The sequence below is a fragment of the Paenibacillus sp. MAEPY2 genome (assembly GCF_000499205.1).
Classification (GTDB): Bacteria; Bacillota; Bacilli; order Paenibacillales; family Paenibacillaceae; genus Paenibacillus; species Paenibacillus vandeheii.
The window spans coordinates 261,855-286,003 of the sequence record NZ_AWUK01000012.1; the positions used below are offsets into that span (position 1 = coordinate 261,855).

A 24,149-nucleotide genomic window follows, 5' to 3' on the forward strand; every position below is an offset into this window, starting at 1 on the left:
TTGTTCGCAATATTGTCCATTTACGTAAAATACAATAACATGCACAAATGAAGCCACGGGTGACGACCCGTGGCTTTTTGTATGCCGAAAATGGGTTGTTTCTGGATAACGAGTATTGGATTGTCGTAAATGTGTCCAATATGAATACCGTACAAACAATCATTCATTCGGCTAACTTCTAATTGTCGCGGGTGCAGTGCTGCTCGTGGCTTATTTGCTTTTGATGCCGGATCGGAGCGCTCAGTGTTGATCGTTGTCAATGTCAATGAAAGATAAAACACCAAATATCGGGAGGAATTTTTATTTTGAATAACACGATGGAGAAATACGGCTGGTCTGCAAAGTGGCAGGAGCTGTGGCAGCAGACGGGTATGGAAGAACAATCAAGAAAACCGGCAAGAATTATTGCGGATCACGGGCAATTGCTTCGGCTGATTACGTCTGAGGGAGAATGCTGGGGACGGGTATCCGGACGGATGCGTCATGACCATCTAGAAACGGGCATTGTGCCAGCCGTTGGGGACTGGGTCGCTGTTACAGGGCAAGCTGGAGAAGAAGCCATCATTCACAGCATTGTGCCACGTCAGAGCAGGGTATCCAGACAAGCCGCTGGTCCAGTGACCAAAGAACAATTGATAGCGGCGAATGTGGATACATTGCTGATCGTTGCTGCTCTTAATCATGATTTTAATCTGAGACGGCTCGAAAGGTACATTATGATGGCCTGGAATGGTGGCGTCAGACCGGTCATCATTCTAAGCAAAAGCGATCTGTGTGAGAATGTGGAAGAACAAATTTCGCTGGTGGAGGGCATTGCTCCGGGGATTGAAGTGTTGGCACTGTCAGCTGTTCAGGATCAGGGCAAGTCTTTACTTGAAAAATTTCTGTCTCCAGGCACAACGGTTGCCTTAACAGGTTCTTCTGGTAGTGGCAAGTCTACTCTCGTCAATTGGATGATGGGTGAAAGTGTACAGCTTACGCAGGCCGTTCGTGAGGACGATAGTCGTGGACGGCATACGACTACTCATCGGGAATTGTTCGTACTGCCGCAGGGAGCGGTATTGATTGACACGCCGGGAATGCGTGAACTTAATCTGTGGGATGAAGGTCAGGATGGTTTGTCTCACGCCTTTGGTGAAATTGAGCAGCTCGCTGCGGAATGCAGGTTCCAGGATTGCACCCATACCCGGGAAGCCGGTTGCGCAGTGAAGGAGGCCATTCAGGCAGGTTCATTGGATGAAAAAAGGCTGGGTAACTACTTGAAAATGCAGAAGGAACTGAAGTTTCAACAACGCAAAGAAGAGATAGCCTCCAAACGACGTACCGCTTCAAGCAAACCTGTCAGTTCCCGCAAACCAAAACATGTCCGCAGTACAAAAGACTGGGAAGAAGCCTGAGACCAGGTGGGCATCCCTCTGTATCCTGCATAGGATAGGTCAGGAGGGATGTCATCATGCCTGATTACAGCATCATCGTGGACCTGTCGGATCACATGTTATATCTTTTGGATGGTTCGCAGGTGGTTAAGGGCTATCCTGTCGCAATAGGCAAGATTCTTACGCAAACGCCAAACGGCGTGTTTACAATTATTAACAAGCAGGAGAATCCTGGAGGGCCATTCGGCGTTCTTTGGATGGGGTTGTCGGCGCCGCATTATGGAATCCATGGAACCAATGATCCTTCATCCATTGGCAAGTCCGTTTCCCATGGATGCATACGCATGTATAACTCGGATGTACTGGACCTGTCTTCCAAAGTGTCGGTAGGCACACAAGTAACGATCCGGCCCTAGGGGCCGGATTTTTACGCCAACGAATAAGAGCGCTTAGCGATATTCATAGTGAAGGGCCAAGCTCCTCTGTTTATCCAGAAAATCAATTCGGATAATGGTCCATGTGGATGGATTTGGAATTTATACGCATTGCACATATACTATTGTAAAGCCACGGAAGTGATGAGAGAAAGTGAGTGATTACATGCGGATTAGACCGGCGCGTGAAGGGGATGCGGTAGCCGTAGCTCATGTACATACAGAGAGTTGGAAGACAACATATCGGGGGATCGTGCCTGATGATTTTTTGGATAATCTGACTACGGAATCAAGGCTGTCCCAATGGGAGCGAAATATTCGATCTGGTGAAAAGGATCAGATTCTGGTGGTGGCTGAACAGGACAACGGGGAAATTGTCGGATTTGCCTGCGGTGGAAAGGAACGTGAAGGCAAGTTGCCTTACGATGCTGAGCTATATGCCATTTATTTACTGAAAGAAGTACAACAAACGGGGATTGGCCAGCAGCTGGCAAGACACGTCGTTCGTTATCTCCATTCCCTGGACATGAGGAGTTTGTTGATCTGGGCACTGGAGCAAAATTCAGCCTGTCGTTTCTATGAAAAGATGGGCGGAATCCCTGTCCAAACACAGCAAATCCGGATTGGCGGTCAAGATCTGGCAGAGGTTGCTTATGGCTGGGAGGACTTGACGCTATTTGGAGGAAAAGACCTGACCAGACAGTAGGATGATGAAAATATGGCTGAATATGTAGCTGAATATGTAGACCATTGATGAGCTTTTTCCAATGTGAGGATGAAAGGATTCAACTGTTCTTCACGTTTGCGTAATCCTTAACAAGGTTAATGAACTACTACACCGCTTTGAGGTGTGACATTCAATCTTGATTGGGAGGCGTTATTCAGATGACTTTAATGGAGACAGAACATACAACATGGACGAAACAATTTATTAATGGCGAATGGGTAGAAGGCTCCGGCGAGAAAACAATGGAAAATAAAAATCCGTACACGGGAGAGGTCATCGCAACCTGGCGATCCTCGAACAAGGAAGATATAGATCAGGCATATGAGGCCGCCCAAAAGAGCTCGGTGGAATGGAAGAAATCCCTGCCAGCGGTAAAAGAAGGTGTACTACGCAAAGTGTCGGCTCTCATGGCAGAGCGCAAAGAGGAAATTATAAAACTGCTGATTACGGAATCCGGAAGCACACGCATCAAGGCTGAGGCAGAGTTTGCTTCTGCGAAACGCATTGTGGATGAAGCTGCTTCGTTCCCTTATCGAATGAAGGGGGAAATTCTACCTTCAAATACACCAGGGAAAGAGAATCGTGTTGTGCGCGAGCCCAAGGGAGTCATTGGTGTCATCGGTCCTTGGAATTTTCCTTTGCATTTGTGTCTACGTTCTGTAGCTCCGGCTATTGCTCTGGGTAATGGAGTCGTTATTAAGCCGGCGTCCGATACCCCGATTACAGCTGGCTGGCTTATTGCGGATCTGTTTGAGCAAGCAGGATTACCTGAAGGCGTACTGAATGTGGTTGCTGGAAGCGGGAGTGAGATAGGCGATTATTTTGTAGCGCATCCGGTACCTAAAGTCATTTCCTTTACTGGCTCCACAAAGGTGGGGCAGGGCATCGGCAAACTGGCAGGTGAGCATTTGAAAGAAACTGCGCTTGAGCTTGGTGGCAACAATGCGATGGTTGTCCTGGAAGACGCGGACATTGAACGTGCTGCGGAGTCTGCGGTGTTCGGTAAATTCCTGCATCAGGGGCAGATCTGTATGGCCCTTAATCGTATTATTGTGCATGCTGATATTTACGACAAGTTCGTAGAATCTTTTCTCGCTAAAACAAAAAAAATTCAGGCTGGTGACCCTGCCGATGCCCAAACGCTGGTTGGCCCGCTTATTCGTGAGAAGGAAGTGGAACGGCTGCTTGACTTGATTAAAGGAGCCAAGGCGGAAGGAGCCAGATTGCTGCTGGGTGGTACAAGCAAAGGCAGTGTGCTGGAACCCACCGTGCTCGCGGATGTGCAACCGGATCAGCATATTGTACAACAGGAACTGTTTGGACCTGTCGCGGTAATCATGAAAGCGCAGGATGAGCAGGAGGCCGTGCGCTTGGCAAATGATACGCCTTATGGATTAAGCGGCTCCGTATTTACCCGAAATCTCGAAAGAGGGTATCAAATTGCTCAGCAGATTGAATCGGGCATGGTGCATGTCAATGATCAATCTGTGAATGATGAGGCTCATGTCATGTTTGGTGGCGAGAAATCCTCAGGTATTGGCCGTTTCGGTGGCGATTGGGCTATCGAGAAATTTACGCGGACTCGCTGGATCAGCATTCAGCATCAATATCGGGATTATCCTTGAGTGCAATAGTTCAGCAGTGAGCGTGGCTTAGAAACCGCTTTGTTTTATAATCAGATAGGTTTCGGTAAAGAGTGACAAAGATCGCGAAAAACTCGCCTCAAGCTTGATGAGGCGGTCTTTTGCATGTTTTTACATGCTTGAAAAACAGGTGAGGAAATGATGTGAAAAAGCTGTTTGGCGCTCCTGAAATCTGGTTATTTATGGATACACGGGCAGAAGAGATCCGTAAATCCAATAGGTAAAGGGGCCTGAACTTCATGTCCATTGACCGTTTCATTCTGAGAAAGCTGAATACTTGTCAGGAAGAAAATACACGTGAGAATCTGGTTCGATTGTTTGTCATTCGAATCCAAAAGGCCGAGATGGAAGAAGAACACGAAACCGCCTATGTCGTAAGCAGATTGCATTAGAGATAGATAAAAGGGATTTGATACACAAAAAAGGAAGCTTGTCCTCAACGGCAAGCTTCCTTTTCCTTATGTTCGCGAATGAATGAATTCGCAGTTTCCAAGTTGATGTAAACAACTGACTCATCTTAATAAAGTGATAAGGCGAGGGAGTCATTTTCGCTACGGCTGTGAAGAATGGCTTCACCACCGACAATCTCAATACTAATCAATGATTGCAGACATTTCTGTAAAGCACGTTTACCATTGCTAATCTTATGCTCAAGGGCACTGCTAAGCAATCGGAGTGTCTTTTGCACAGGTTGTTTGTTTTCTTGATTGAAATATACAGGGATTGATTTGTTTTGAAAAGTTATTAGTGTTCTCACTAGAAATCACCTCACGAGAGTTATTTCTTACTGGTTATATTAAATTCCAATGCTTAAAATTACCTTAAAATCAGCTTATGAAAACATAAAGGTGAGCAATGTTTGAAAAGTGTTCACAATTCAATTGTGGGCGAAGCATTAAAAAGTCCCGAAAATTCAATTCACAGCTCCCATTTATATGGAAGAAACACGCATAGTTTCGCATCCTTGCAATAATTAACGTGACTACTGCCTCGAAAGTTCTGAGTCGAATGGACGATATTTTAATATATACGTGGGTCATATGTAACAAAATTACAGGTTGCACATTGCAAATAGGGTGTTTATGTAAGAAAATAGGGATGGAATAGCGTTTCATCTAATTTTTTTTGATTTAATTTGACACTAGGACAATTTACATATGAGACCATGGGAGGGATTATTTTGATTCTTACCGTGTATTCCGGCCGGGAGGAAGGCGAGTGGTTCGACATCGAGGTCCCGGATGAATGTACTATTGAACATCTGAAGACATTGCTGGGGGTTCGTATTTTCGGCCAGGCACCGGGAGAGGGCATTCAGTACATCCTTGAGGCCAAGTTTCCGGAAGGATTGTGGTTCTCACCACAGAACGCACAACAGTTAATGGAAACAGGGCTGCGTCAAGGAAGTTGTGTGCGAGTCCAGCGGGCATTCTCCACCACTTCTGAAGAAGCTCCTGTCTATGGAAGACGCTCATTGTTTCAGCAGGACAGCAACGAATGAACGTTCTGAACGTATATATTGATTACGGCAATGAAATAAAGGAGGTCTTCTCTTCGTGAATGTGTTATATCAGCGTTCTCCAAGAATGACACCGGTTCTTAAGGAAGAAAAGCTGGAGATTCTAAGGCCTCCGGCTGAACCCAACAAACCTACATTTTCAATGATTTCTATTATAGTACCCATTATGATGACGATGGTTAGCATCGGTTTCTACGTATATATCAATATGAGCGGCAATATGGGCAATAGAAATTATATGATGTTTCAGATGATGACGGTTATGATGATGCTTACGTCATACACCATTCCGTTTTTTGTGTATCTGAGCAACAAGAAGACATATCGCCAAAAGCTGGAAGAGCGTACAGCCATGTATCGTGCACAGCTGGAGAAGCACCGTGAAGAACTGAAGGAAGCCCAAGCGGAGCAAGTAAAAAGTCTGTATGAGATTCATGGGGATCCCAATGTATGTCTGCAAGTGGTGAAAAATCGCAACAGTTCGCTGTGGGAACGTTCGCCTGAGGATGATGACTTCTTGCAGGTGCGAATTGGCACGGGCGAAATTCCGTTTCGAATCAAACTGCAGGTTCCTCGTGTGGACGGGTATGAAAAGGATGAGTTGATTGAAGCGGCTCATGAATTGGCTGCTGAATTCGAAACGGTATCTGATGCGTCGATTACATTACCGCTATTTCAGTCCAAAGTGATGGGCCTGGTCGGTAATCGAGAGGAAGTGCTCGCTTCATTACGGGTGATTATCTCACAACTGACGGTTCGTCATTCACCGGATGAATTAAAGATTGCTGCCTTTTACGAAGAAAAGGAAACAAAGGAATGGGATTGGCTGCGCTGGCTGCCCCATATCTGGGATGAAGATCAGGGACAACGCTATATGGCCGACAGGCACAGCGGTGCGCATCAATTGGCGGACAGCTTGTTTTCCGTGTTGAACCGGAGGCGTAATAATAAGGAAGATCGCTACAAGAAAACCGTGCAAACGCCATGTTACGTGGTGGTTCTCTCGGATACTCAATTAATAGAAGAAGAACCGCTACTTCCCTTGCTGCTGGAATCGGCCCAGGAGATCGATGTGTGTACCATCATACTGGCAAACCGCAAGGAATCACTACCTATGCATTGTCAGTTAATTATGGAGGCTTCCAAAGGCAAAGGGCTTTATATCAAAAAAACCGAGGATGCCGACGTGATCAGGCAAATGTACACGCCGGATGTGATCTCCAGAGAGTCCGCAGAGGCACTCTCTCGTTATATGTCACCGATTCGTCTGAAACGTTCCTCGGCTTCGGATATACCACAGGTGCTCCCGCTGTTTGATATGTTGAGTACATCACGAGTGGAAGATCTGGACGTGGTTACACGCTGGGGCCAGACACGATACCCGGACACTCTGCCCGTACCTATGGGTGTGCGAGCTGGTGGCAAGAAAATTGCGATTAACTTACATGATAAAATTGAACGTCAGGGTCATGGCCCGCATGGTCTGATCGCAGGGACTACAGGTTCAGGCAAAAGTGAAGTTATCCAGTCGATTGTGGCCTCTCTGGCAGCAGAGTTTCACCCTCATGATCTGGCCTTTATGTTGATTGACTATAAGGGCGGCGGAATGTCGAATACATTTGTGGGCTTGCCTCACGTTGTCGGTACGATTACTAATCTGGATGGGAACTTGATTGAACGCGCGAATATTTCACTTCGGGCCGAGTTGGTCAGAAGGCAAAAAATCTTAAATGATGCAGGAAATCTCCAGCACATTGATGAGTATTACAAAATTCTGCGTTCCAGACATGAACAGCCGCTGCCGCATTTAGTTATCATCATTGACGAGTTTGCGCAGTTGAAGCGGGATCAGCCGGAGTTCATGGATGAATTAATCAGCATAGCGGCCATTGGCCGAACACTGGGTGTACATCTGATACTGGCAACCCAAAAGCCTGCCGGTGTGGTCGATGATAAAATCTGGAGCAATTCCCGTTTCCGTATCTGTCTTCGTGTTCAAAGCGAAGGGGACAGCCGCGATATGATCAAAATTCCGAATGCGGCCTGGATCACCAAGCCGGGTCGGGGATATTTTCAGGTGGGCAGTGATGAAGTGTTTGAGGAAATGCAATTTGCCTGGAGTGGTGCGCCTTATAATCAACAGGAAGATACAAGCACGGTATTGCCTGTGATGGAGGTGCGTTTAAACGGGAAGCGTGAGCCACTATTGACTGGAGAGCGCAGAGCAGTGCTCAAAGGTGAGGATGTGCCCAAGCAGCTCCAGGTATTTATTGATTATGTGGCAGAAGCGGCTGCAGAGGCGGGGATCACCCGATTGCCAGGACCTTGGTTACCACCCTTGCCTGAGACACTGGAATGGGAGAGCCTCAACGACTGGCAGGAAGAAGAGAATCGTGAGGCATTGCTTGACGGCGGTGCCAGCGGCCTGAAACCTGTAGTTGGCCTGCTGGATGATCTGCCTAATCAACGACAGCAGCCGCTCGCACTTCCGGTGGATCAGGGGCATCTGGTTGTATACGGTATGCCTGGTCTGGGGAAAACGACGTTTGTGCAAACCTTGCTGATGTCATTGGCCCGTTCTAAGCGGACTGAACCTTGGCATGGCTATATTATTGATATGGGCCGGATGATGAAGGATTTCGCAGGCTTGCCTCAGATCGGTGCTGTAATGATGTCTGAAGAGGAAGATCGGATCAAGCGCTTATTCCGATACATCCTGAAACTGTCGGCACAACGCAAGGACATGATCTCGGAAGCCGGGGTTAAGACAATATCAGCCTACCGTCGCGCAGCTCATGCAGCCGTGCCACAGATTGTAGTTGTTATCGATGGTTATCTTTCTTTCCGAAATGCGTATCCCGAGGAGAATGAACTTCTGGAAACAATCCTTCGTGAAGGTGGCAGTCTGGGAATCACATTTATCCTTACGGCCAACCGTGTTACGGATGTATTTGAGAAATTCAGAAGCAATATTCCTAATGCGGTTTCGTTTGAATTGTCTGATCCAAGCGACTATTATTACGCAGTGGGACGGCCGTCCAAGGCACCTAGCCAGCTTCCACCTGGAAGAGGACTGGTCAAAGGACAGGTACCTCCATTGATGTTTCAGGCGGCTTTGCCGTCATCCGGAGCAGATGAAGGCAAGCGTTCTTCCGCTCTGCGCAGCATGATTGCAGAAATCAGAGAAAACTGGAACGGAGAAGAAGCGCCGCAGATTGCGCCGCTCCCGGAAGAGGTGAAGCTCAAAGATGTGCTTATCCGTACAGGAACCTTCAGGCAAGTCGGAGACGTATCTTCCTTAACAGTACCCGTAGGTCTGCTGACCGATGATTTGGAACCCTTCCTGCTGAATTTGCGTGAAGGACCGCATTTCATGGTTACGAGTCCGATGGAAGGTGGCAAAACGACATTTTTGCTGACCTGGATGTTATCCCTTGCCTATCATGCGTCTCCTGAAGACGTTCAAATATACACGGTAGATATGCGGTATGGTTCCGGAGGACTGGGGGAAATCAGCAGTTTGCCCCATGTCCGTGGACATGTATCCCGTGAAGAACAGCTTGCACCTGTGATCCAACAGTTGTACGATGAAGTTCTAAAAAGAGGCGAGTTAACCGGTGGACCAGAGATCGTTCTCGTTATCGACGATGCGGATACGTTATCCAAGCAATTAAATGATTTTAATGTGAAGGATCAATTGGGAGCGATCGTTCGTCAAGGCAGGGACCGAGGAATACATGTGATTCTGTCAGGAGTTCCTGCAGACTTTCCAACCTTTGGTTCTGACTGGGTGAACGATGTGAAGGCTTCCCAGAGCGGATTGTTGTTCGGGACTTTAGACCCTAATGATCTCTCGTTCTTCCGTATACCTTATTCGGAGTCCGGAGGGAATTCAAATGGGCTGAAGGTACTGCCTCCGGGTCAAGGTTATTATGTAAAACGTAAATATTCCAGGGTTAAAGGTGCAATTCCATGTGATGGTACCTGGAAAATGACCGATTGGATATCTGAAATTCGTGACCGATGGCATGTTGTAGTTTGAGGGGAGGTGGCTCATAATGTTGACGGTTCATGATTCCAAGCAAAAGGTAGTCACTTTGCAAATAAAAGAGCTTTTTTTCCTGGCCGGGATTCTCGGTTCAGACCGATTGCTTGGCGTGGAAGATCCGTTCCGCGGGTATATGGCGGAAGACATTGCTTTGGAGTGGGAGCGTGTAAAAACATCCCTGCTCGACAAAGGATATCTGATTCAGGATCAGGACAGCAATGAGCTGATCATGACACCGACCGTTTTCTCTAGGGTAGCCATTGCGGGACTGTCCGACAGGGCTTGCTGGATTCGCTACACGCACAGCGGCAAGTCGTATGAAAGTTATGTGCACTGCACGGATGAACGTGTCGTTGAAGTATCCCGTGTTGCAGACGAACCGGATTCGTTCCGGCTGAGTGATCTGGGGAATGTTCGTGAAGCGATTGATTTTCTGATTCAAAGAATGAACTGGAGTGGACATTCTCCGGCGGAAAAGCCGGCTCTGATGTGCTCCAAGAAAAAATTCTATGATGTGATGAATGATCTGAAGAACAAAGAATCACAGGCAGTGGCTGATGAGTTGGTACAAGAGACGAGCGATCCCGAGGGGTCACTTGCGCTTGCGCGCTGTCTGGTGAACAAGGAATCAGAAGGGGAACTGCGGTTGCTTGTATGGAACGGAGAAGGATGGAAATCACAGTCTGCGGCTTTCGCTGCAAGTACGGTATCCAACTGGCTGTTTCGCATGAGTACTGCGGCTTCGGATGATTGGCTTGTTGCAGCACTGACGACGAGAGAACAGTTTCACGAGATGCTGCTGGACTGGCTTAAACAGCCTGCAGGGGAAGAGGAAAGGTGATGGTAAATGCGCATTCGTGTGGAACCGGATGTGCTTCGGGCACTGAGCAGGCAGATTCAGTATGCGGCGGAGCAAATACAGCAAAAGATGACAGTATTGGATCAGGCCATTCATTCGCTGGAGTGGGATCTTGAAGCCCGCGCCGCGATCATGAATGAATGGAATCACAGCAAGCGACTCTGCGAAGCAGCAGTACGTCGTTTTATGGACTTGAGCGTACAGCTGGGACGCAAGGCCGTGTTATTCCAGCAGGTGGACATGGAGTATCGTACAGTGTTGAGTCATGTGAACACAGCCTATGGCAATGCGGTCAATATGTTGAATGTTCTTCAGACGGAGCGTGCAGGAGAGATTATGCCTGCGCATTCGGCAACTGCTGCTGTTGTATCCGATCCATTTTCCGCGGTAGCGGCAGTGTACCGTGTACAGGATGCCGCACCGCCTGATGGCTCGCCGGCGACCCTGATTCAGGCCATGCAGCCTGAACCTGTGGCATGGAGATTCACAGATCCTTCCTTTCGTGGGAGAAGAGGAACCGAACCTGTGGTTTCTTGAACCCACGGGCTACAAGGCTGAGTAAGCAAGACAGCAGAAAGTGAATTTTTTATAAACAGGATGTTAAGTGAAGTTTAGAATGCCAAAAATGGGGTAAATAGGATTAGGTCCTTCGGCTTTTGTCCGATCGATCCTTGTATAGTACAATTTGAACAAGCGAATTTAATTGCACAAACCAAGGAGGAATTTACAAATGGCAGGACGTATTTTAGTTACCCCAGAACAGCTTGATCAGGTTTCCAACCAATTTAAACAAAGCGGTGAGCAAAGTCAGCAAATCGTATCTACATTGACTCAATCCATCACAAGCATGGAAGGACAATGGGAAGGTATGACGAAACAACGCTTCTTCCAGGAATTCCAGGAAGCCAGCAAACAAATGCAATCTTTCGTTCAAACGTTGAATAGCATCAGCGCGGAACTGACGGCTATTGCCAACAAATTCCGTACGGCTGACCAAGCTCGCTAATCTGCGATACATAGTTCGGGCAGGTTCCGTATCCGAATTCGCCCAGAATCATAAGCAGGAAGCAAGCTGAAGACTTACAACTACAGCAAAAACCGGGCGTTTTCACAACACCCGGTTTTTGTTGCACTATGACAGAATGACAGAGAGAGGGATGAGCATGTCTTTTCAACCAAATCCCGGGGATGAAGTGGTGATTAACGACATTGCCTATACCATTGGGCAGCATCCGGCTGCGCCCGGTCTGGCTTACGCCCAAGCCGGAAGGCAGGGGATCGTCTATCAATTGTTACCCCGTAACGGTTCCATAAGTGGGGCCAAAGCACTAAAAGTATTTTTTCCGAAATTTCGTATCCCGGCTATGGTGTATCAGTCTGAGCATATGGAGTCTTATAGTGAACTGCCAGGTTTGCAGGTATGCAAGCGTGATGTGCTCACTCCGGAAAGAAACGGAGCGCTCATTGGAGAACATCCCGATCTGTTGTATGCGGTATTGATGCCGTGGGTGCATGGTCTGACCTGGTTCGATGTAATCAGCGATCAGAAACAGCTGACAGCGGAGGAAAGTCTGAAGCTGGCAAGAGCCCTGGCCGGGACCGGTTCGGCCATGGAACAGCGTGGACTGGCTCATTGTGATTTGTCCGCACCCAATGTGATGATTCCGTTTTTTTCCGAAGTGGAGAACCTGAGAGGGGTTTCAGCAGTTGAACTGGTAGATGTAGAGCAGATGTATGGCTCCAGAATGGATCGTCCAGATGCATTGCTTGCAGGTTCACCGGGGTATGCGGCCCATCGGACAGTGCACAGCGGTTTGTGGAGTGCGTATGCCGACCGTTTCGCGGGAGCAGTTATCATCGCTGAAATGTTAAGCTGGTCCGATGCAGCGATTGTGGAAAAAGCATGGGGAGAAAGTTATTTTGACCAGCACGAAATGCAAACGGTAAATGAACGTTATTATGCGATGAGAGATTCGCTTCAGAAGCGCTGGGGCTCCAAGGTATCCGATCTGTTTATTCGTGCCTGGGAGAGTCATGATCTCAGCAGCTGCCCTACGTTTGGCGAATGGTTCGTAGCGTTGGCTGCTGTGGACATCCATCTGGCAAGCGCAGCATCAGTTGAAGAATCTGTAGTCAAGGCTTCAGAACAGACGGATGCGGTGGGGACGGATCAGATCAAAGGGACAGAAGCAGCAAGCGGTTCATTGGATAAGCTGAGAAATACGGATCTGAACGTGTCCGCTGCCGAACATCCACCTGGTCAGGAAGCGGTTGTAAACCGTCTCTTCCTTCAGGCGAGAGCATTGGAGGATGAAGGCAAACCGGCTGCGGCGTTGGAGGTATACCGTTCACTGCATCATTTTATTCCGAATAACAGTGCGATGCAGATGGAAGTGGAGGCTGCGATTCAAGAGCTGAACGCCAAGCTGAATCCCACGAATGATGAGGCCGCACAGCCAGTCAAGGTTCCTTTTTACCGTTCCAAAAAATTAATGATTTCTTCGGCTGTGTTGATTGTTCTGTTGGCTGGAACTGTGCCGACGGTTAAAATACTGGCTGATCAGGCCGAGGTTAAACAGAAGGAGCAGGAGGCAGCTGCCAAACAGGCAGAAATGAAGGCTGCGGAAGAGGCTGAAGCTGCGAGGGCGACTGCTCTGATGCAACAGGAAGAAAAAGAGAAGCAAAAAGCGGCAGATGCGGCGAAGCTTGATGCAGAGGAAAAGAAAAAGCTTGCTGAAGCGGAGAAAAAGCAGGCAGAGGCCAAGGAGAAGGAAGAAGAGCGTAAGGCGCTTCAGGCCAAGTACGACAAGCAGGCGAAATATGAGGCGTACCTTGCCAACCAGAAACAACAGAAGCTTGAAGCCGCCAAGAAGGCAGAACAGGAAAAGTACGACAAACAGGCAAAATATGAAGCCTATCTGGTCTGGAAAAAGGAGAATGACGCCAAAATTGCTAAGCAGGAAGCCGAGCGCAAGGCAGCAGCCGAGGCTCAGCGCAAGCAGGAGGCGGCCCAGAAAGCTGCGCTTAAGAAAAAACGTGCCCAAAATGTCGTCACTCTGATTGCCCATTACAATAAAACGTATAATGCGCAAAAAGGAAGAAAAATTGAGAACGCCGAATCCTACGCGCGTGATTTCAAAAATCTGTACAATACGGATGCAACCTATTTCAAAGGTGTCGGTAAAGTGGCAGCACGAATGAATGCGATCAATAAGTTCCTGAGTGATTCCGATTATACCTTGCCCAACTTGTAAAATAACGTGAACGACGGAGGTGACACATCCCAGATGAACTACACGATTCAAGCATCCCAGCGCACACCTGCACTGATTATCTATTTAATTGATATTAGCGCCTCCATGAACATGGTTCTGGACAATCGTCGGCGGATTGATGTCGTCTATGATGCCTTATCTCTGGCAATTCGCCAAATGGTGTTTCGTTCGACCAAGGGGAACCGATTGACACCTCGCTACAGGATTGCCATTCTGGCATACAGCGACGATGTGTACGATCTGTTGAACGGGATTAAGGGCATCGACGAAATCGCTGCTGTGGGCTCCTTGCCCGATTTAACGCCAAAAAGATTCTCGGATTCAGCGAAGGCTTTCCTGCAGGCGGAAAAAATTCTGCAGGCTGAAATTCCGAATATGCAGGATTGTCCTGCGCCGTTAGTATGTCATATGACCGATGGGGTAGCCACAGGCGAAGATCCGGAGCCGATTGCCAAAAGAATTATGGGCATGAGTGTGCCTGATGGCAATGTACTCGTCGAGAATATTTTTATATCCGATCATCTGCTGGAAGGCCCTATTGCGGAGCCGAGAAGATGGAAGGGCATATCCCAGGAGACGACCCTTCAGGATGAACATGGGGAGAAGCTGCGCAATATGTCCTCGGTTCTGCCGGAAAGTTATCGTGAAATGCTGGTTGAGGCGGACTATTTGCTTGCCCCCGGTGCACTCATGATGCTTCCTGGTACTTGTGCAGAACTGGTATCCATCGGGTTTCAGATGTCCGCTGCTACGCCTGTGAGATAGGAGGGGAATCATGAGAGCGATGCGTTTGGCAACATTGTCTGCTGGAGATAAAGGGAGCCATGCCGATCACTATCAGGGCAACTTTCGCTATGTGAGTGTCCAGACAGGGGAACAGCCGCTGAGCCGTTATCAAGGTACATTCAAGTGCAGGTATGGTTATGGAAGAGCGGCGGAGACCGTTAATCAGGGAGACACCGGACAGGATTTTGCTGCTGTTCGCATGAATGGTAATGTGTGTACTTTCGTATTATGTGATGGAGTAGGGATGAGTTACCTGGGTGATTTTGCTGCACGCTTTCTAGGAAACGCCTTGCTGGAATGGCTGGATACGAATCAACATCCTTCTTTGGAAGCTATGGAGCGTCTGCTTCATGACTTGACAAGTCCGGCATCCGAACAGCTGGAGAAGTTGCAGCCTTTGGAAAACTCACCGTTGCTGCTCCGGGAAGTGCTGATGGAGAAGCGAAGCAGGGGAAGTCAGGCCATGTATGTGTGTGGACGCATCGAGCTCTCTGCGGGCAATCGAAAAAGCAAGGTGTGGCTGGCCTGGCAAGGGGACTCACGTATCCGTCTCTGGCGTAACGGTCAGGAGCAATCGGCAGCATTTCAGGTGAACTGCCGTACGAATGAGCGTTGGTCTACACTGGAAGGGCCGGTTGGTGGCAAACCGCATATCTATGAGGCGAAACTGTCTGCGAATGAAGCCGCTCGCCTTCAGCTGTACACGGATGGCCTGAATGACCTGGATGCCATTCAGGCTTATATTCCCGATGAACACATTCAGGTGCTGCTGGATGCCAGACATACGGGTGGGCTTGAAGATGATGCCGCTTTCATTGAGCTGGAATGGTGAGGTCGGATGTAGTATTAGGGGATAACTCTGATCAAGCTGCTGAAAATAGTGAGCATACTTGCGAAAAAACTTGTCCTTGTTGATTTAAAAGACACTCTTTTTGGGTAATCTTGTGAAGAATCTACTTACAGATATTGCATGAACGTACATTCTTACATAATTACTGAGCGAGAAGGAGTGGAATGGATAATGACACAACATAACGGCAAGTCTCGGTTCGAAGGCAAGGTCGCTATTATTACGGGAGCTGGTTCGGGGATCGGCAAAGCGGCAGCGCTCAAACTGGCGAGTGAGGGAGCATATGTTGCGCTGCTCGATCTGGTTAATGATCGGATCTCCGAGACGGAAGCAGAAATTAATAAGCTGCGCGCAGGTGCGGCAAGAGCATTCGATGTAGATATCTCCGATCCCGCCCGCGTGGAAAAGGCAGTTCTGGAAACCATCGAATTGTTCGGCGGGTTGGATATCGTTTTTGCCAATGCAGGCATTAATGGCGTATCTGCGCCGATTGAAGAGATTCAGGTTGAGGATTGGCAGCAGATTATGACGACGAATCTGAACGGAACTTTTTTTACGATCAAGTATGCACTGCCTCATATGAAGAAGCGCGGTGGCGGAAGTATCATTATCACGAGCTCCATTAATGGTAATCAGCGCTTCTCCAGCTTCGGCATGTCGGCGTACAGTACGTCGAAGGCGGGACAGGTTGCTTTTGCGAAGATGGCTGCGCTGGAACTGGCGAAGTTCAAAATTCGTGTCAATGTTATCTGTCCTGGAGCGATTGCAACAAATATTGACCAAAGTACGATCAAAACGGATGAGCTGCATCAAATTGTCATTCCGATGGAGTTCCCTGAAGGCCAACAGCCGCTGGCTGACGGGCCGGGTCAACCTGAGCATGTTGCTGATCTGGTCGCTTTCTTGGCTTCAGCGGAGTCCAGACACATTACAGGTGCGGAAATTGTCATTGACGGTGCTGAGTCGCTGTTGAGTTAAATCGAAATAACTATGAAGTCGTTCCTCTGGAACGGCTTTTTTTGTTATAATGCTAACATTCGAATAGACACGTGGTATACCAATTAGGAGAGATGAGATGAAGACGGATTTACCGATAGAGCAGATTATTCCTGAGCTGAGGCAGTTATTTCAGGAGAAGGATACAGGTGTTTTAATTGCGGAGCCGGGTGCGGGTAAAACGACCGTAGTACCGCTGGCTCTGCTGGAGGAGCCATGGGTTGCCGGACGGAAAATTATTATGCTGGAGCCCCGCAGACTCGCCGCTCGCTCGGCTGCTGCACGAATGGCAGCTTCCCTTGGCGAAAAAGCGGGACAGACTGTAGGGTATCGAGTGAGGATGGATACTCGTGTAAGTCAGTCCACTCGAATTGAGGTGGTGACGGAGGGCGTATTAACCCGGATGCTTCAACAGGATCAGGGGCTGGAAGATACGGCGATGATTATCTTTGATGAATTTCATGAGCGGCATTTGCAGGGTGATCTTGGTTTGGTGCTTGCACTTGAATCCCGGGCCATGCTTCGTCCGGATCTGAAACTGCTGGTGATGTCGGCCACGCTGGACCCAGCTCCTGTCTGTGCGCTGCTTGGCGAGGGAACCAGATGGATTAACTGTCCTGGACGAACGTTTCCCGTGGAAACCCGATATGTATCCAAACCGCCATCCGAGCAGATCGAATCTTTTACAGCTCAGGCCGTCGTTAAGGCACTGGCAGAACAGGAAGGGGATGTGCTGGTTTTCCTACCGGGTGCCAAAGAAATCCATCGCACAGAGCGAGAACTGTCAAACCTCATGCTTCCTGCTCATGTTCAGGTTCATTCCTTATATGGCAGCATGCCTGTAGAACGTCAGGATGGAGCTGTGCGACCCGCAGAAGAGGGCAAGCGGAAGGTTGTGCTGTCCACGTCCATTGCGGAATCCAGTCTTACCTTGGCCGGAGTCAAAGTCGTGGTGGATGCGGGGCTGAGCCGTGCGTCCGTTTTCTCGCCGCGGACCGGCATGAGCCGCCTGGTCACCCTGCCGGTGTCCAAGGCGTCAGCAGATCAGCGGCGGGGGCGGGCGGGGCGAATTGCACCGGGCGTGTGTTACCGGCTATGGAGCGAAGAGGCCCATGGTGTGCTGCCAGATGCAGCAAAGCCAGAGATTGCCTCCGCGGACCTTGCGCCGCTGGCGCTGGAGCTTGCCGCCTGGGGCGTCCAGTCCCCTGCAGAGCTGCAGTGGCTGGACACCCCGCTTGATGCAGCCTACGGCCAGGCACAGGCGCTGCTGCGCCAGCTGGGCGGCCTGGACGACGCAGGCCGCATCACGCCCTTCGGGCGGCGGATGAACACGCTTGGCGTGCATCCGCGACTGGCCAGCATGCTGCTCCGCGCGGCGGAGCTTGGGCTGGCCAGCTACGCCAGCATGCTGGCGGCACTGCTGCAGGAGCCTGCCGGCCTCCGCAGCAGTGGCAGTGCAGGCGCGGGCACCGATCTGCGCCCGCGTGTGGAAGCGCTGCTGACTGCGGACAGCAGCGGTATGCCGCAAGCGGCAGCGTCTGTCGCAGACGTCGCTGCCGTGCGGCGCATGCTCCAGGAGAGCCGCCAGCTGCGCTCGGCTCTCGGCCCGGCGGCCGATCCGGTACGGCCGGATGAGGACAGCTGCGGATGGCTGCTGTCCTTCGCTTACCCGGACCGGATCGGGCAACGCCGGGAGGACGGCCGCTATCTACTGAGCAGCGGCCGTGGAGTGCGGCTCACAGCGACAGAATCGCTGAGCCGTTCAGCTTATCTGGTCGCAGCCGAGGCCGACGACCAGGGCGCGGATGCGCGCATCCTGCTCGCTGCGCCAGTGCAGGAGAAGAGATTGCTGGAGCTTGGCCCACATCTGCTTCATGAAGAGGTACAGGTAGCCTGGGACCGAAACACTCGCAGTGTGCGTGCGCACAGAAGGCTGCGAATTGGAGCCATTACGTTGAAAGAAAGCAGCATTGCACAGCCACCCGAAGACCAAGTGCTCGAAGCATTACTCTCAGGAATACGTATCGAGGGGCTGGATTGCCTGCCCTGGACAAAATCATCCCGGCAGTTAGCGGACCGGATGCGCTTTTTGCATCATCATTTGCCGGAATGGCCTGATCTTATCGAAGATCATCTGACCGAAGAACTGGCAGAGCATCTCAGCCCTTTTCTGACAGGTATGCGATCTGCTGCGGATCTCAAGCGATTGTCGATGCAGGATGTGCTGCTCGGTGGACTGAGCTGGGAACAGCGCCAGCAATTGGATCGCGAAGCTCCTACACATATTCAGGTGCCTAGCGGTTCGCGCATTCCTGTGGATTACAGCCGTCCTGAAGATCCTGCGCTCGCGGTGAGACTGCAGGAGATGTTTGGACAACAGGAGACCCCGCGTATTGGCGGTGGTCGAGTACCACTGACCATACATTTGCTATCCCCGGCGCAGCGGCCTGTACAGGTCACACGGGATCTGGCCAATTTTTGGCGAGAGACTTATTTTGAGGTGAAGAAAGACTTGAAAGGCCGTTATCCCAAGCATTATTGGCCGGATGATCCGCTTGAAGCAATAGCGACTAACCGGGCTAAACCGCGAGTTTAGCAAGAACGGGCCTTCAAACCTTGTCTGGAAGTTGGGCGTGAACACGTCCTGAACGGGTGAGTGTGCGGCTGGTTGATGAGGCAGTGGAGCGCTAACGAACCTGAGACGTGTTATACAGGGGCTTGATGCACTTGCAGAAGTGTAGCGAACCAGAGACACGTTATATCAGAATTAAGGACCGTTTGTGGCGTTTTTTAGGGCGTTTTAGGGGAATAACGTGCCTGGTGTTCCTTACGTTTGAAAATTAGAGCATAAGGTCCAAATAAGACGTCCTGTGTTCTTTAGAAAATGTATGCTAATCCCACTTTGTCCGCCTGCCCGATTGTTCTGAAAAAAAAGATGCTAATCTTACTTGGCACTTGGATCCTCCCGCCTGATTGCTTGGCATAGGAGCTAGCACCAGATCAGGGTGGCATATCAACGGTTACTTGCCTGGGTTCGGCTTCGTTCACACTCCATGCATCTCCCGGCGAGCTGCCCCGCTAAATATCATATCAATGGTCGTTAGCCACTTAGGTCTTCCAAGATATAATATTGCGATGGAAACGTTTGAAAGAAAACAAGGCGGGTAATAACATAGCGAACCACTCAATTCGATGAGGAGGAATTCACTATGCAGAAGAAAATCGTAGGTGTGTTTAATACAGAACGTGAGGCATCATCGGCAATCGAGGGACTGAAAGCGCAAGGATTCACTTCAGACGAAATTTCGGTAGTCACGCAGGATCGGGATGAATTGAAGGCAATTCGTGAAGAGACAGGTACAAAAGCACCCGAAGGTGTAGCTGCAGGCGCGGCAACTGGTGGGGTACTCGGTGGAGTAGCCGGATTGCTCGCAGGCATTGGAGCATTGGCGATTCCGGGCATAGGACCCATTCTGGCTGCAGGCCCAATTGCCGCAGCATTTACGGGCGCCGCTGTAGGTGCTGGAGCTGGCGGACTGGTAGGTGGACTCGTCGGTCTCGGCATTCCGGAGGAGGATGCCAGACAGTATGAGGAATACGTGCAAAGTGGTAAAATTCTGTTGCTCGTGGACTCTACGGATCGGGACACGGATGTGTATGAGGTGTTTAGCAATAACAGCTATGTGAACCGGAACAGTATTGATGTCCATCGCGAAGATGTGCCTGCTGAGCGTTCGGATCTGGATATGGAAGAGCGCAGACTGGAAGCCCAGAATAAGGCCGCTCGATTTGGCAACAATACTTTTCTATAATTCGTAACGAACAAAGACAGGATTCTTTCACTGGAATGACATATGTGAATCACCAAATGGTCATCAGCCGGTTTCCTTAGAGGAAGCCGGCTTTTGTACCTGTGTACATGCCTGAATTAGCAAGTGGGCAGGTGTTAATCCTGCCAGGCAGGGAATAACAATACATACAGTAATACAGCCAGGGCCAGCCCAATCACCAGCAACATCAGTGTCAGGAACCGAATCAATCCCGTGGATGCCTGGAACGTCTGTGAATTGATCTGATTGCGTTTTCGGTGGTAAGCGGAGGCGGAGCATAGGATAATCAAAATACCGCTGACCAGGGAAGTAATACCGATGATGATTGCTGCGATATGGGCTATCCGATCATATGCTGTTGAATTGAAGCCAAATCCGGCTGCAAGAAAGCCGACCCCAACCATGGCAATACCGGTTCGAACCCAGGCCAAAAAGGTTCGTTCGTTAGCCATATGCTGCTGTACATATTTGGAGTCAATGGTGGTTATGTCTTGGTCTGTGTCTGAGATGTGAATCACCCCGTTCATAATATATGGCTTTATTGTACGTTTTTTTCTTAGCAAAACCAAGAAAGGGGGCTGTCTGTTATGCCTCGTAAAGAACGAATTGCAGAAATTGAGAGTCTGAGGGGAATTGCTTTTGCAGCAGTCGTCCTTCAGCACTCCATTGCTCATTATTCCCTGGTCCCGGAAGCGGGACTGGAAGACGGCGTGTTGCTCGCAATGCTGCTGATGCTGTCCAAATTTGCGGTACCCCTGTTTATTTTTATCACAGGCATGGTGCTCTTCTATAACACAGGAGACAAGCTGCACTATGGACGGTTCATGCAGAAGCGATTAACCGATGTAATCGTTCCTTATATCACCTGGTCACTGATCTACTTCACACTCGCGCCTCGCGGCTGGAACGGCTTTGGTTGGCAGGATATCCCTGACCTTGGCTTAAAATTAATTACGGGCAAAACGTCCTCGCATTTTTGGTACATTATTATGCTGATTCAGTTTTATCTGTTGTTTCCCCTGTTTTTGCGAGCAATTCGTTATGTCTATAATCGATATGAGGCGAAGGGGCGTACCATAGCTCTTCTAGTCTCCGGTGTGGTGTACCTTGTGCTCGCAGATCAATTGAGAAATATCGCCAAGTTGATGGAAGGGCTGAATATTCCGGTGCTGACCGATGCCTTTACAACCTATGCAGACCGTAATTTCCTGTATTTCTTTTTTTATTTTGTGCTTGGTGCGGCAGCCGGGCTATCGATCCAACGCTGGAATGAGTGGATTCAGCGTTTACGCTGGGTATATTGGGCTGTGTTTATTATACTTGGACTTCGGTTTATATATATGTTAATGCAGGAGTTCCAGAAGCCGGAAGGTATACAGATCACGTTCTATACCGTCAGTCTCATCCGGCCGGATATGATCTTATTCCTCATTGCATCTATCATGGTGATGTACCAGCTGGCTGGCAAGCTACACAATAACCGAGTAACACGATTGCTGGCGTGGATTGGCGGGGTTTCGTACGGGGGCTACCTGATGCACATGCTGTTGTTGCGCTTCAGCTACATTCCGGATGAACAGTTTTATGTGGCACTGGGTTTAAACCCCGTAGTGCGTATGATCATCACCTGGTTGCTGGCACTTACATTATCCAGTGTGCTCACATGGCTTATCTTCCGCGTAAGCTGGGGCAAGTGGATTGTGGGAAGCGTACCGAAGTCCAGACCTGATTAATAGGTGAATACATCATTATATGAAAAATTCAGAACAGCTTACAGCTTATAGCGATGCGTATCCAAAGATCAGTGCTTACAACATATGATCTTGCGAGCCTAGCGAAGTCATTTAAGTTCTTTAAGTTTCTAAGCTCTATAACTTCTCGTAATTCTCAGGCTCTCTAAGTTTTCTAAGTTCTTTAAGTTTCTAATCTCTAAAAGTTCTCAACTTCTCTAAATTCTCGAAGTGCTCTAAAAGTTCTAGATGCTCGTCCATTTGCAAAAAAAGAGAGTTGAAGGTCAACAAAAACGAAGGCAACAATCTGAAAAAAGTGACGCCTTGATCAAGAGGTTAACTTTCGAAATAAATTTTAAAATTTCACTACATGAAAAATTCATAACAGTAAACCCAATATCTCGCTCTATCTTACGTTCCTGCACATCCATTCATTCTCTTTCTTGCTCATCTAAGCCCAAGGATTAAAGGAAGAAAGACGGATAAAGATGGCAGAAGGGGAACATAAGTTTTATAATACTAGATATATAGAGCTGACAGGAGGGGAATGAACGTGGCTTTTATGATTGCGCAGAGGGCATTTATTAAGCTGTATCTGATTACGATGGTTGAGCAGCACAGGGGATACGGCTATGAAATGCTGGAGGCCATGAAGCAGGAATTCAAAGCCTACGGTTATGTACCACCCCAGAGCGAGATTTACCGGGCACTGCATGAATTGGTTCAACAGGGTGTCTTTTATCGTACGAAGAAGCTGAAGGGTAGTGATCCCAAAGTCGATTTTCAGGAAATCGTTTTATATCACTTCACGGATGATGGTGCGGAGAAAGCTGAATTATATAAAAAACAGGTCAAAGCCGATCTTGATCGTTGTCTCGGCATGTTACACAAGGCAGAAGAGGATAATTACGGAGCGAAAGGAAGATAAGCATGGACAGACACCTACAATGGGGTGTACTCGGTACATCCACAATCGCGAAAAATGCAGTCATTCCGGCGATCCAGCAATCCGAACGTGGTGAGGTGCTGGCGATCGCCAGCCGCAGCAAGGAAAAGGCGGAAGCTCTTGCGAATGAACTCGACATTGCCAGAGCGTATGGCAGCTACGAAGAACTTATTGCCGACCCGGATATTGAAGCCGTATATATTCCTCTGCCGAACCACATGCACAAGGAGTGGACCATCAAGGCTGCTCAGGCTGGAAAGCATGTATTATGTGAGAAACCGGCTGCCCTGAATGCGAATGAAGCAGCGGAAATGATTGAGGCATGCCAACAGCATGGCGTTCTTTTTGCAGAAGCGATCATGTATCGATATCATCCCAAGCATAGACGTGTGCAAGAGATTATAGCCAGCGGGGAGATTGGTACTGTCAGAGCCCTCCATGGCAATTTCACCTGTAATACCGCTGATGACAAAGACAATGTTAGGTTCAAACGTGAGATGGGCGGAGGATCATTATTTGATCTTGGCGTATATCCAATCTCGGCAGCCCGCATGTATCTGGGGCAGGAACCGGAAGCCGTAACGGTGCATGCTTTATTCTCGGCAGAGCATGATGGCGTTGATATGATGGCGTCGGGACTGGTGGAATTTCCGAATTCGGTAGCGTTAACCTTTGACTGCGGCATGTGGGCCTCCGGCCGAGCTGAAATGGAGATTCTCGGTACCGATGGACGGATTGAACTGCCTAAGGTGTTCGGCTGGGAGAACAGTGATATTCCACCACAGATTATCGTGCATACAGATTCTGTAAGCCGTGAGGAACGTGTATCGGTATCCAACTCTTATGTTTTACAGGTGGAAACCTTTGCAGCCGCGGTTCTTGAAGGAGAAGCATTGCCGTTCAGTCCGCAAAATACCATTCAGAATATGCGTGTCATTGATGCGTGTCTGGAATCGGCACGAACTCGTCAACGGGTGCAATTGATTGATTAAAGCTGGAACTAACATGATATCGCGTGATAGAACGTGATAGAAAATGATAAACATGATCGAAATAGTAGACTCCATCCTCCGGGATGTGAGTCTTTTTGCTGTATCTTAATGTCATATTTATGTATATTTACAAAAATA

General features: G+C 49.0%; 21 protein-coding genes. 19 read left to right on the plus strand and 2 right to left on the minus strand.

Annotated elements, in window-relative coordinates; genetic code table 11:
• Positions 1–317: 317 nt before the first annotated feature.
• From rsgA to P364_RS37790, 5 genes are all read left to right on the plus strand, one after another.
• Positions 318–1,397, plus strand: a complete 1,080-nt coding sequence (rsgA, locus tag P364_RS0111735) for a ribosome small subunit-dependent GTPase A (RefSeq protein WP_029880933.1) — start codon at positions 318–320, stop codon at positions 1,395–1,397.
• A 56-nt stretch (positions 1,398–1,453) separates the two neighbouring features.
• Entirely contained in the window at positions 1,454–1,792 is a 339-nt protein-coding gene (locus P364_RS0111740; RefSeq protein ID WP_024630320.1) for a L,D-transpeptidase, read from the plus strand.
• 184 nt (positions 1,793–1,976) lie between these two features.
• On the plus strand, positions 1,977–2,516 hold the full coding sequence (locus P364_RS0111745) for a GNAT family N-acetyltransferase (RefSeq protein WP_024630321.1): 540 nt from the start codon (positions 1,977–1,979) through the stop codon (positions 2,514–2,516).
• A gap of 179 nt (positions 2,517–2,695) precedes the next feature.
• Entirely contained in the window at positions 2,696–4,162 is a 1,467-nt protein-coding gene (locus tag P364_RS0111750; RefSeq protein WP_024630322.1) for an aldehyde dehydrogenase family protein, read from the plus strand.
• 257 nt (positions 4,163–4,419) lie between these two features.
• On the plus strand, positions 4,420–4,572 hold the full coding sequence (locus P364_RS37790) for a hypothetical protein (protein ID WP_173405222.1): 153 nt from the start codon (positions 4,420–4,422) through the stop codon (positions 4,570–4,572).
• A gap of 125 nt (positions 4,573–4,697) precedes the next feature.
• Here the strand turns inward: P364_RS37790 and P364_RS0111760 are convergent, their stop codons facing one another.
• Positions 4,698–4,937, minus strand: a complete 240-nt coding sequence (locus P364_RS0111760; protein WP_024630323.1) for a hypothetical protein — start codon at positions 4,935–4,937, stop codon at positions 4,698–4,700.
• Between the two features lie 423 nt (positions 4,938–5,360).
• Here P364_RS0111760 and P364_RS0111765 point away from each other — a divergent pair, with 423 nt between their 5' ends.
• From P364_RS0111765 to P364_RS0111815, 11 genes are all read left to right on the plus strand, one after another.
• Positions 5,361–5,681, plus strand: coding sequence for a hypothetical protein (locus P364_RS0111765; protein ID WP_024630324.1), 321 nt, complete (start codon positions 5,361–5,363; stop codon positions 5,679–5,681).
• A 55-nt stretch (positions 5,682–5,736) separates the two neighbouring features.
• Complete coding sequence (essC, locus tag P364_RS0111770; RefSeq protein WP_024630325.1) at positions 5,737–9,741, plus strand: type VII secretion protein EssC; 4,005 nt, start codon at positions 5,737–5,739, stop codon at positions 9,739–9,741.
• A 16-nt stretch (positions 9,742–9,757) separates the two neighbouring features.
• Positions 9,758–10,588, plus strand: a complete 831-nt coding sequence (locus P364_RS0111775) for a hypothetical protein (protein ID WP_024630326.1) — start codon at positions 9,758–9,760, stop codon at positions 10,586–10,588.
• 6 nt (positions 10,589–10,594) lie between these two features.
• A complete protein-coding gene (locus P364_RS0111780) occupies positions 10,595–11,143 on the plus strand; it encodes a hypothetical protein (RefSeq protein ID WP_024630327.1) in 549 nt (182 codons plus the stop codon).
• 193 nt (positions 11,144–11,336) lie between these two features.
• Positions 11,337–11,612: a WXG100 family type VII secretion target gene (locus P364_RS0111785; RefSeq protein ID WP_017689071.1), complete on the plus strand. Its 276-nt coding sequence runs from the start codon at positions 11,337–11,339 to the stop codon at positions 11,610–11,612.
• 157 nt (positions 11,613–11,769) lie between these two features.
• Positions 11,770–13,860: a membrane protein gene (locus tag P364_RS0111790; protein WP_024630328.1), complete on the plus strand. Its 2,091-nt coding sequence runs from the start codon at positions 11,770–11,772 to the stop codon at positions 13,858–13,860.
• A 33-nt stretch (positions 13,861–13,893) separates the two neighbouring features.
• Positions 13,894–14,646, plus strand: coding sequence for a vWA domain-containing protein (locus tag P364_RS0111795; RefSeq protein WP_024630329.1), 753 nt, complete (start codon positions 13,894–13,896; stop codon positions 14,644–14,646).
• Between the two features lie 10 nt (positions 14,647–14,656).
• Entirely contained in the window at positions 14,657–15,499 is an 843-nt protein-coding gene (locus P364_RS0111800; protein WP_024630330.1) for a protein phosphatase 2C domain-containing protein, read from the plus strand.
• A 189-nt stretch (positions 15,500–15,688) separates the two neighbouring features.
• Positions 15,689–16,495 (plus strand): SDR family oxidoreductase, encoded by an 807-nt coding sequence (locus P364_RS0111805; protein ID WP_024630331.1) that lies wholly within the window; start codon positions 15,689–15,691, stop codon positions 16,493–16,495.
• 97 nt (positions 16,496–16,592) lie between these two features.
• Positions 16,593–19,109, plus strand: coding sequence for an ATP-dependent helicase HrpB (gene hrpB / locus P364_RS0111810; protein WP_024630332.1), 2,517 nt, complete (start codon positions 16,593–16,595; stop codon positions 19,107–19,109).
• Between the two features lie 613 nt (positions 19,110–19,722).
• Positions 19,723–20,325 carry a general stress protein gene (locus tag P364_RS0111815; protein WP_024630333.1) on the plus strand — a complete coding sequence of 201 codons (603 nt, stop codon included), beginning with the start codon at positions 19,723–19,725 and terminating at the stop codon, positions 20,323–20,325.
• A gap of 134 nt (positions 20,326–20,459) precedes the next feature.
• Here the strand turns inward: P364_RS0111815 and P364_RS0111820 are convergent, their stop codons facing one another.
• Complete coding sequence (locus P364_RS0111820) at positions 20,460–20,870, minus strand: YidH family protein (protein ID WP_029880936.1); 411 nt, start codon at positions 20,868–20,870, stop codon at positions 20,460–20,462.
• Positions 20,871–20,930: 60 nt separating this feature from the next.
• Here P364_RS0111820 and P364_RS0111825 point away from each other — a divergent pair, with 60 nt between their 5' ends.
• The 3 genes from P364_RS0111825 (at position 20,931) to P364_RS0111835 (ending at position 24,011) form a co-directional block, all read left to right on the plus strand.
• Positions 20,931–22,076, plus strand: coding sequence for an acyltransferase (locus tag P364_RS0111825; RefSeq protein WP_024630335.1), 1,146 nt, complete (start codon positions 20,931–20,933; stop codon positions 22,074–22,076).
• A gap of 550 nt (positions 22,077–22,626) precedes the next feature.
• Positions 22,627–23,001, plus strand: coding sequence for a helix-turn-helix transcriptional regulator (locus P364_RS0111830; RefSeq protein WP_024630336.1), 375 nt, complete (start codon positions 22,627–22,629; stop codon positions 22,999–23,001).
• Between the two features lie 2 nt (positions 23,002–23,003).
• Positions 23,004–24,011 (plus strand): Gfo/Idh/MocA family protein, encoded by a 1,008-nt coding sequence (locus P364_RS0111835; protein WP_024630337.1) that lies wholly within the window; start codon positions 23,004–23,006, stop codon positions 24,009–24,011.
• Positions 24,012–24,149 lie beyond the last annotated feature (138 nt).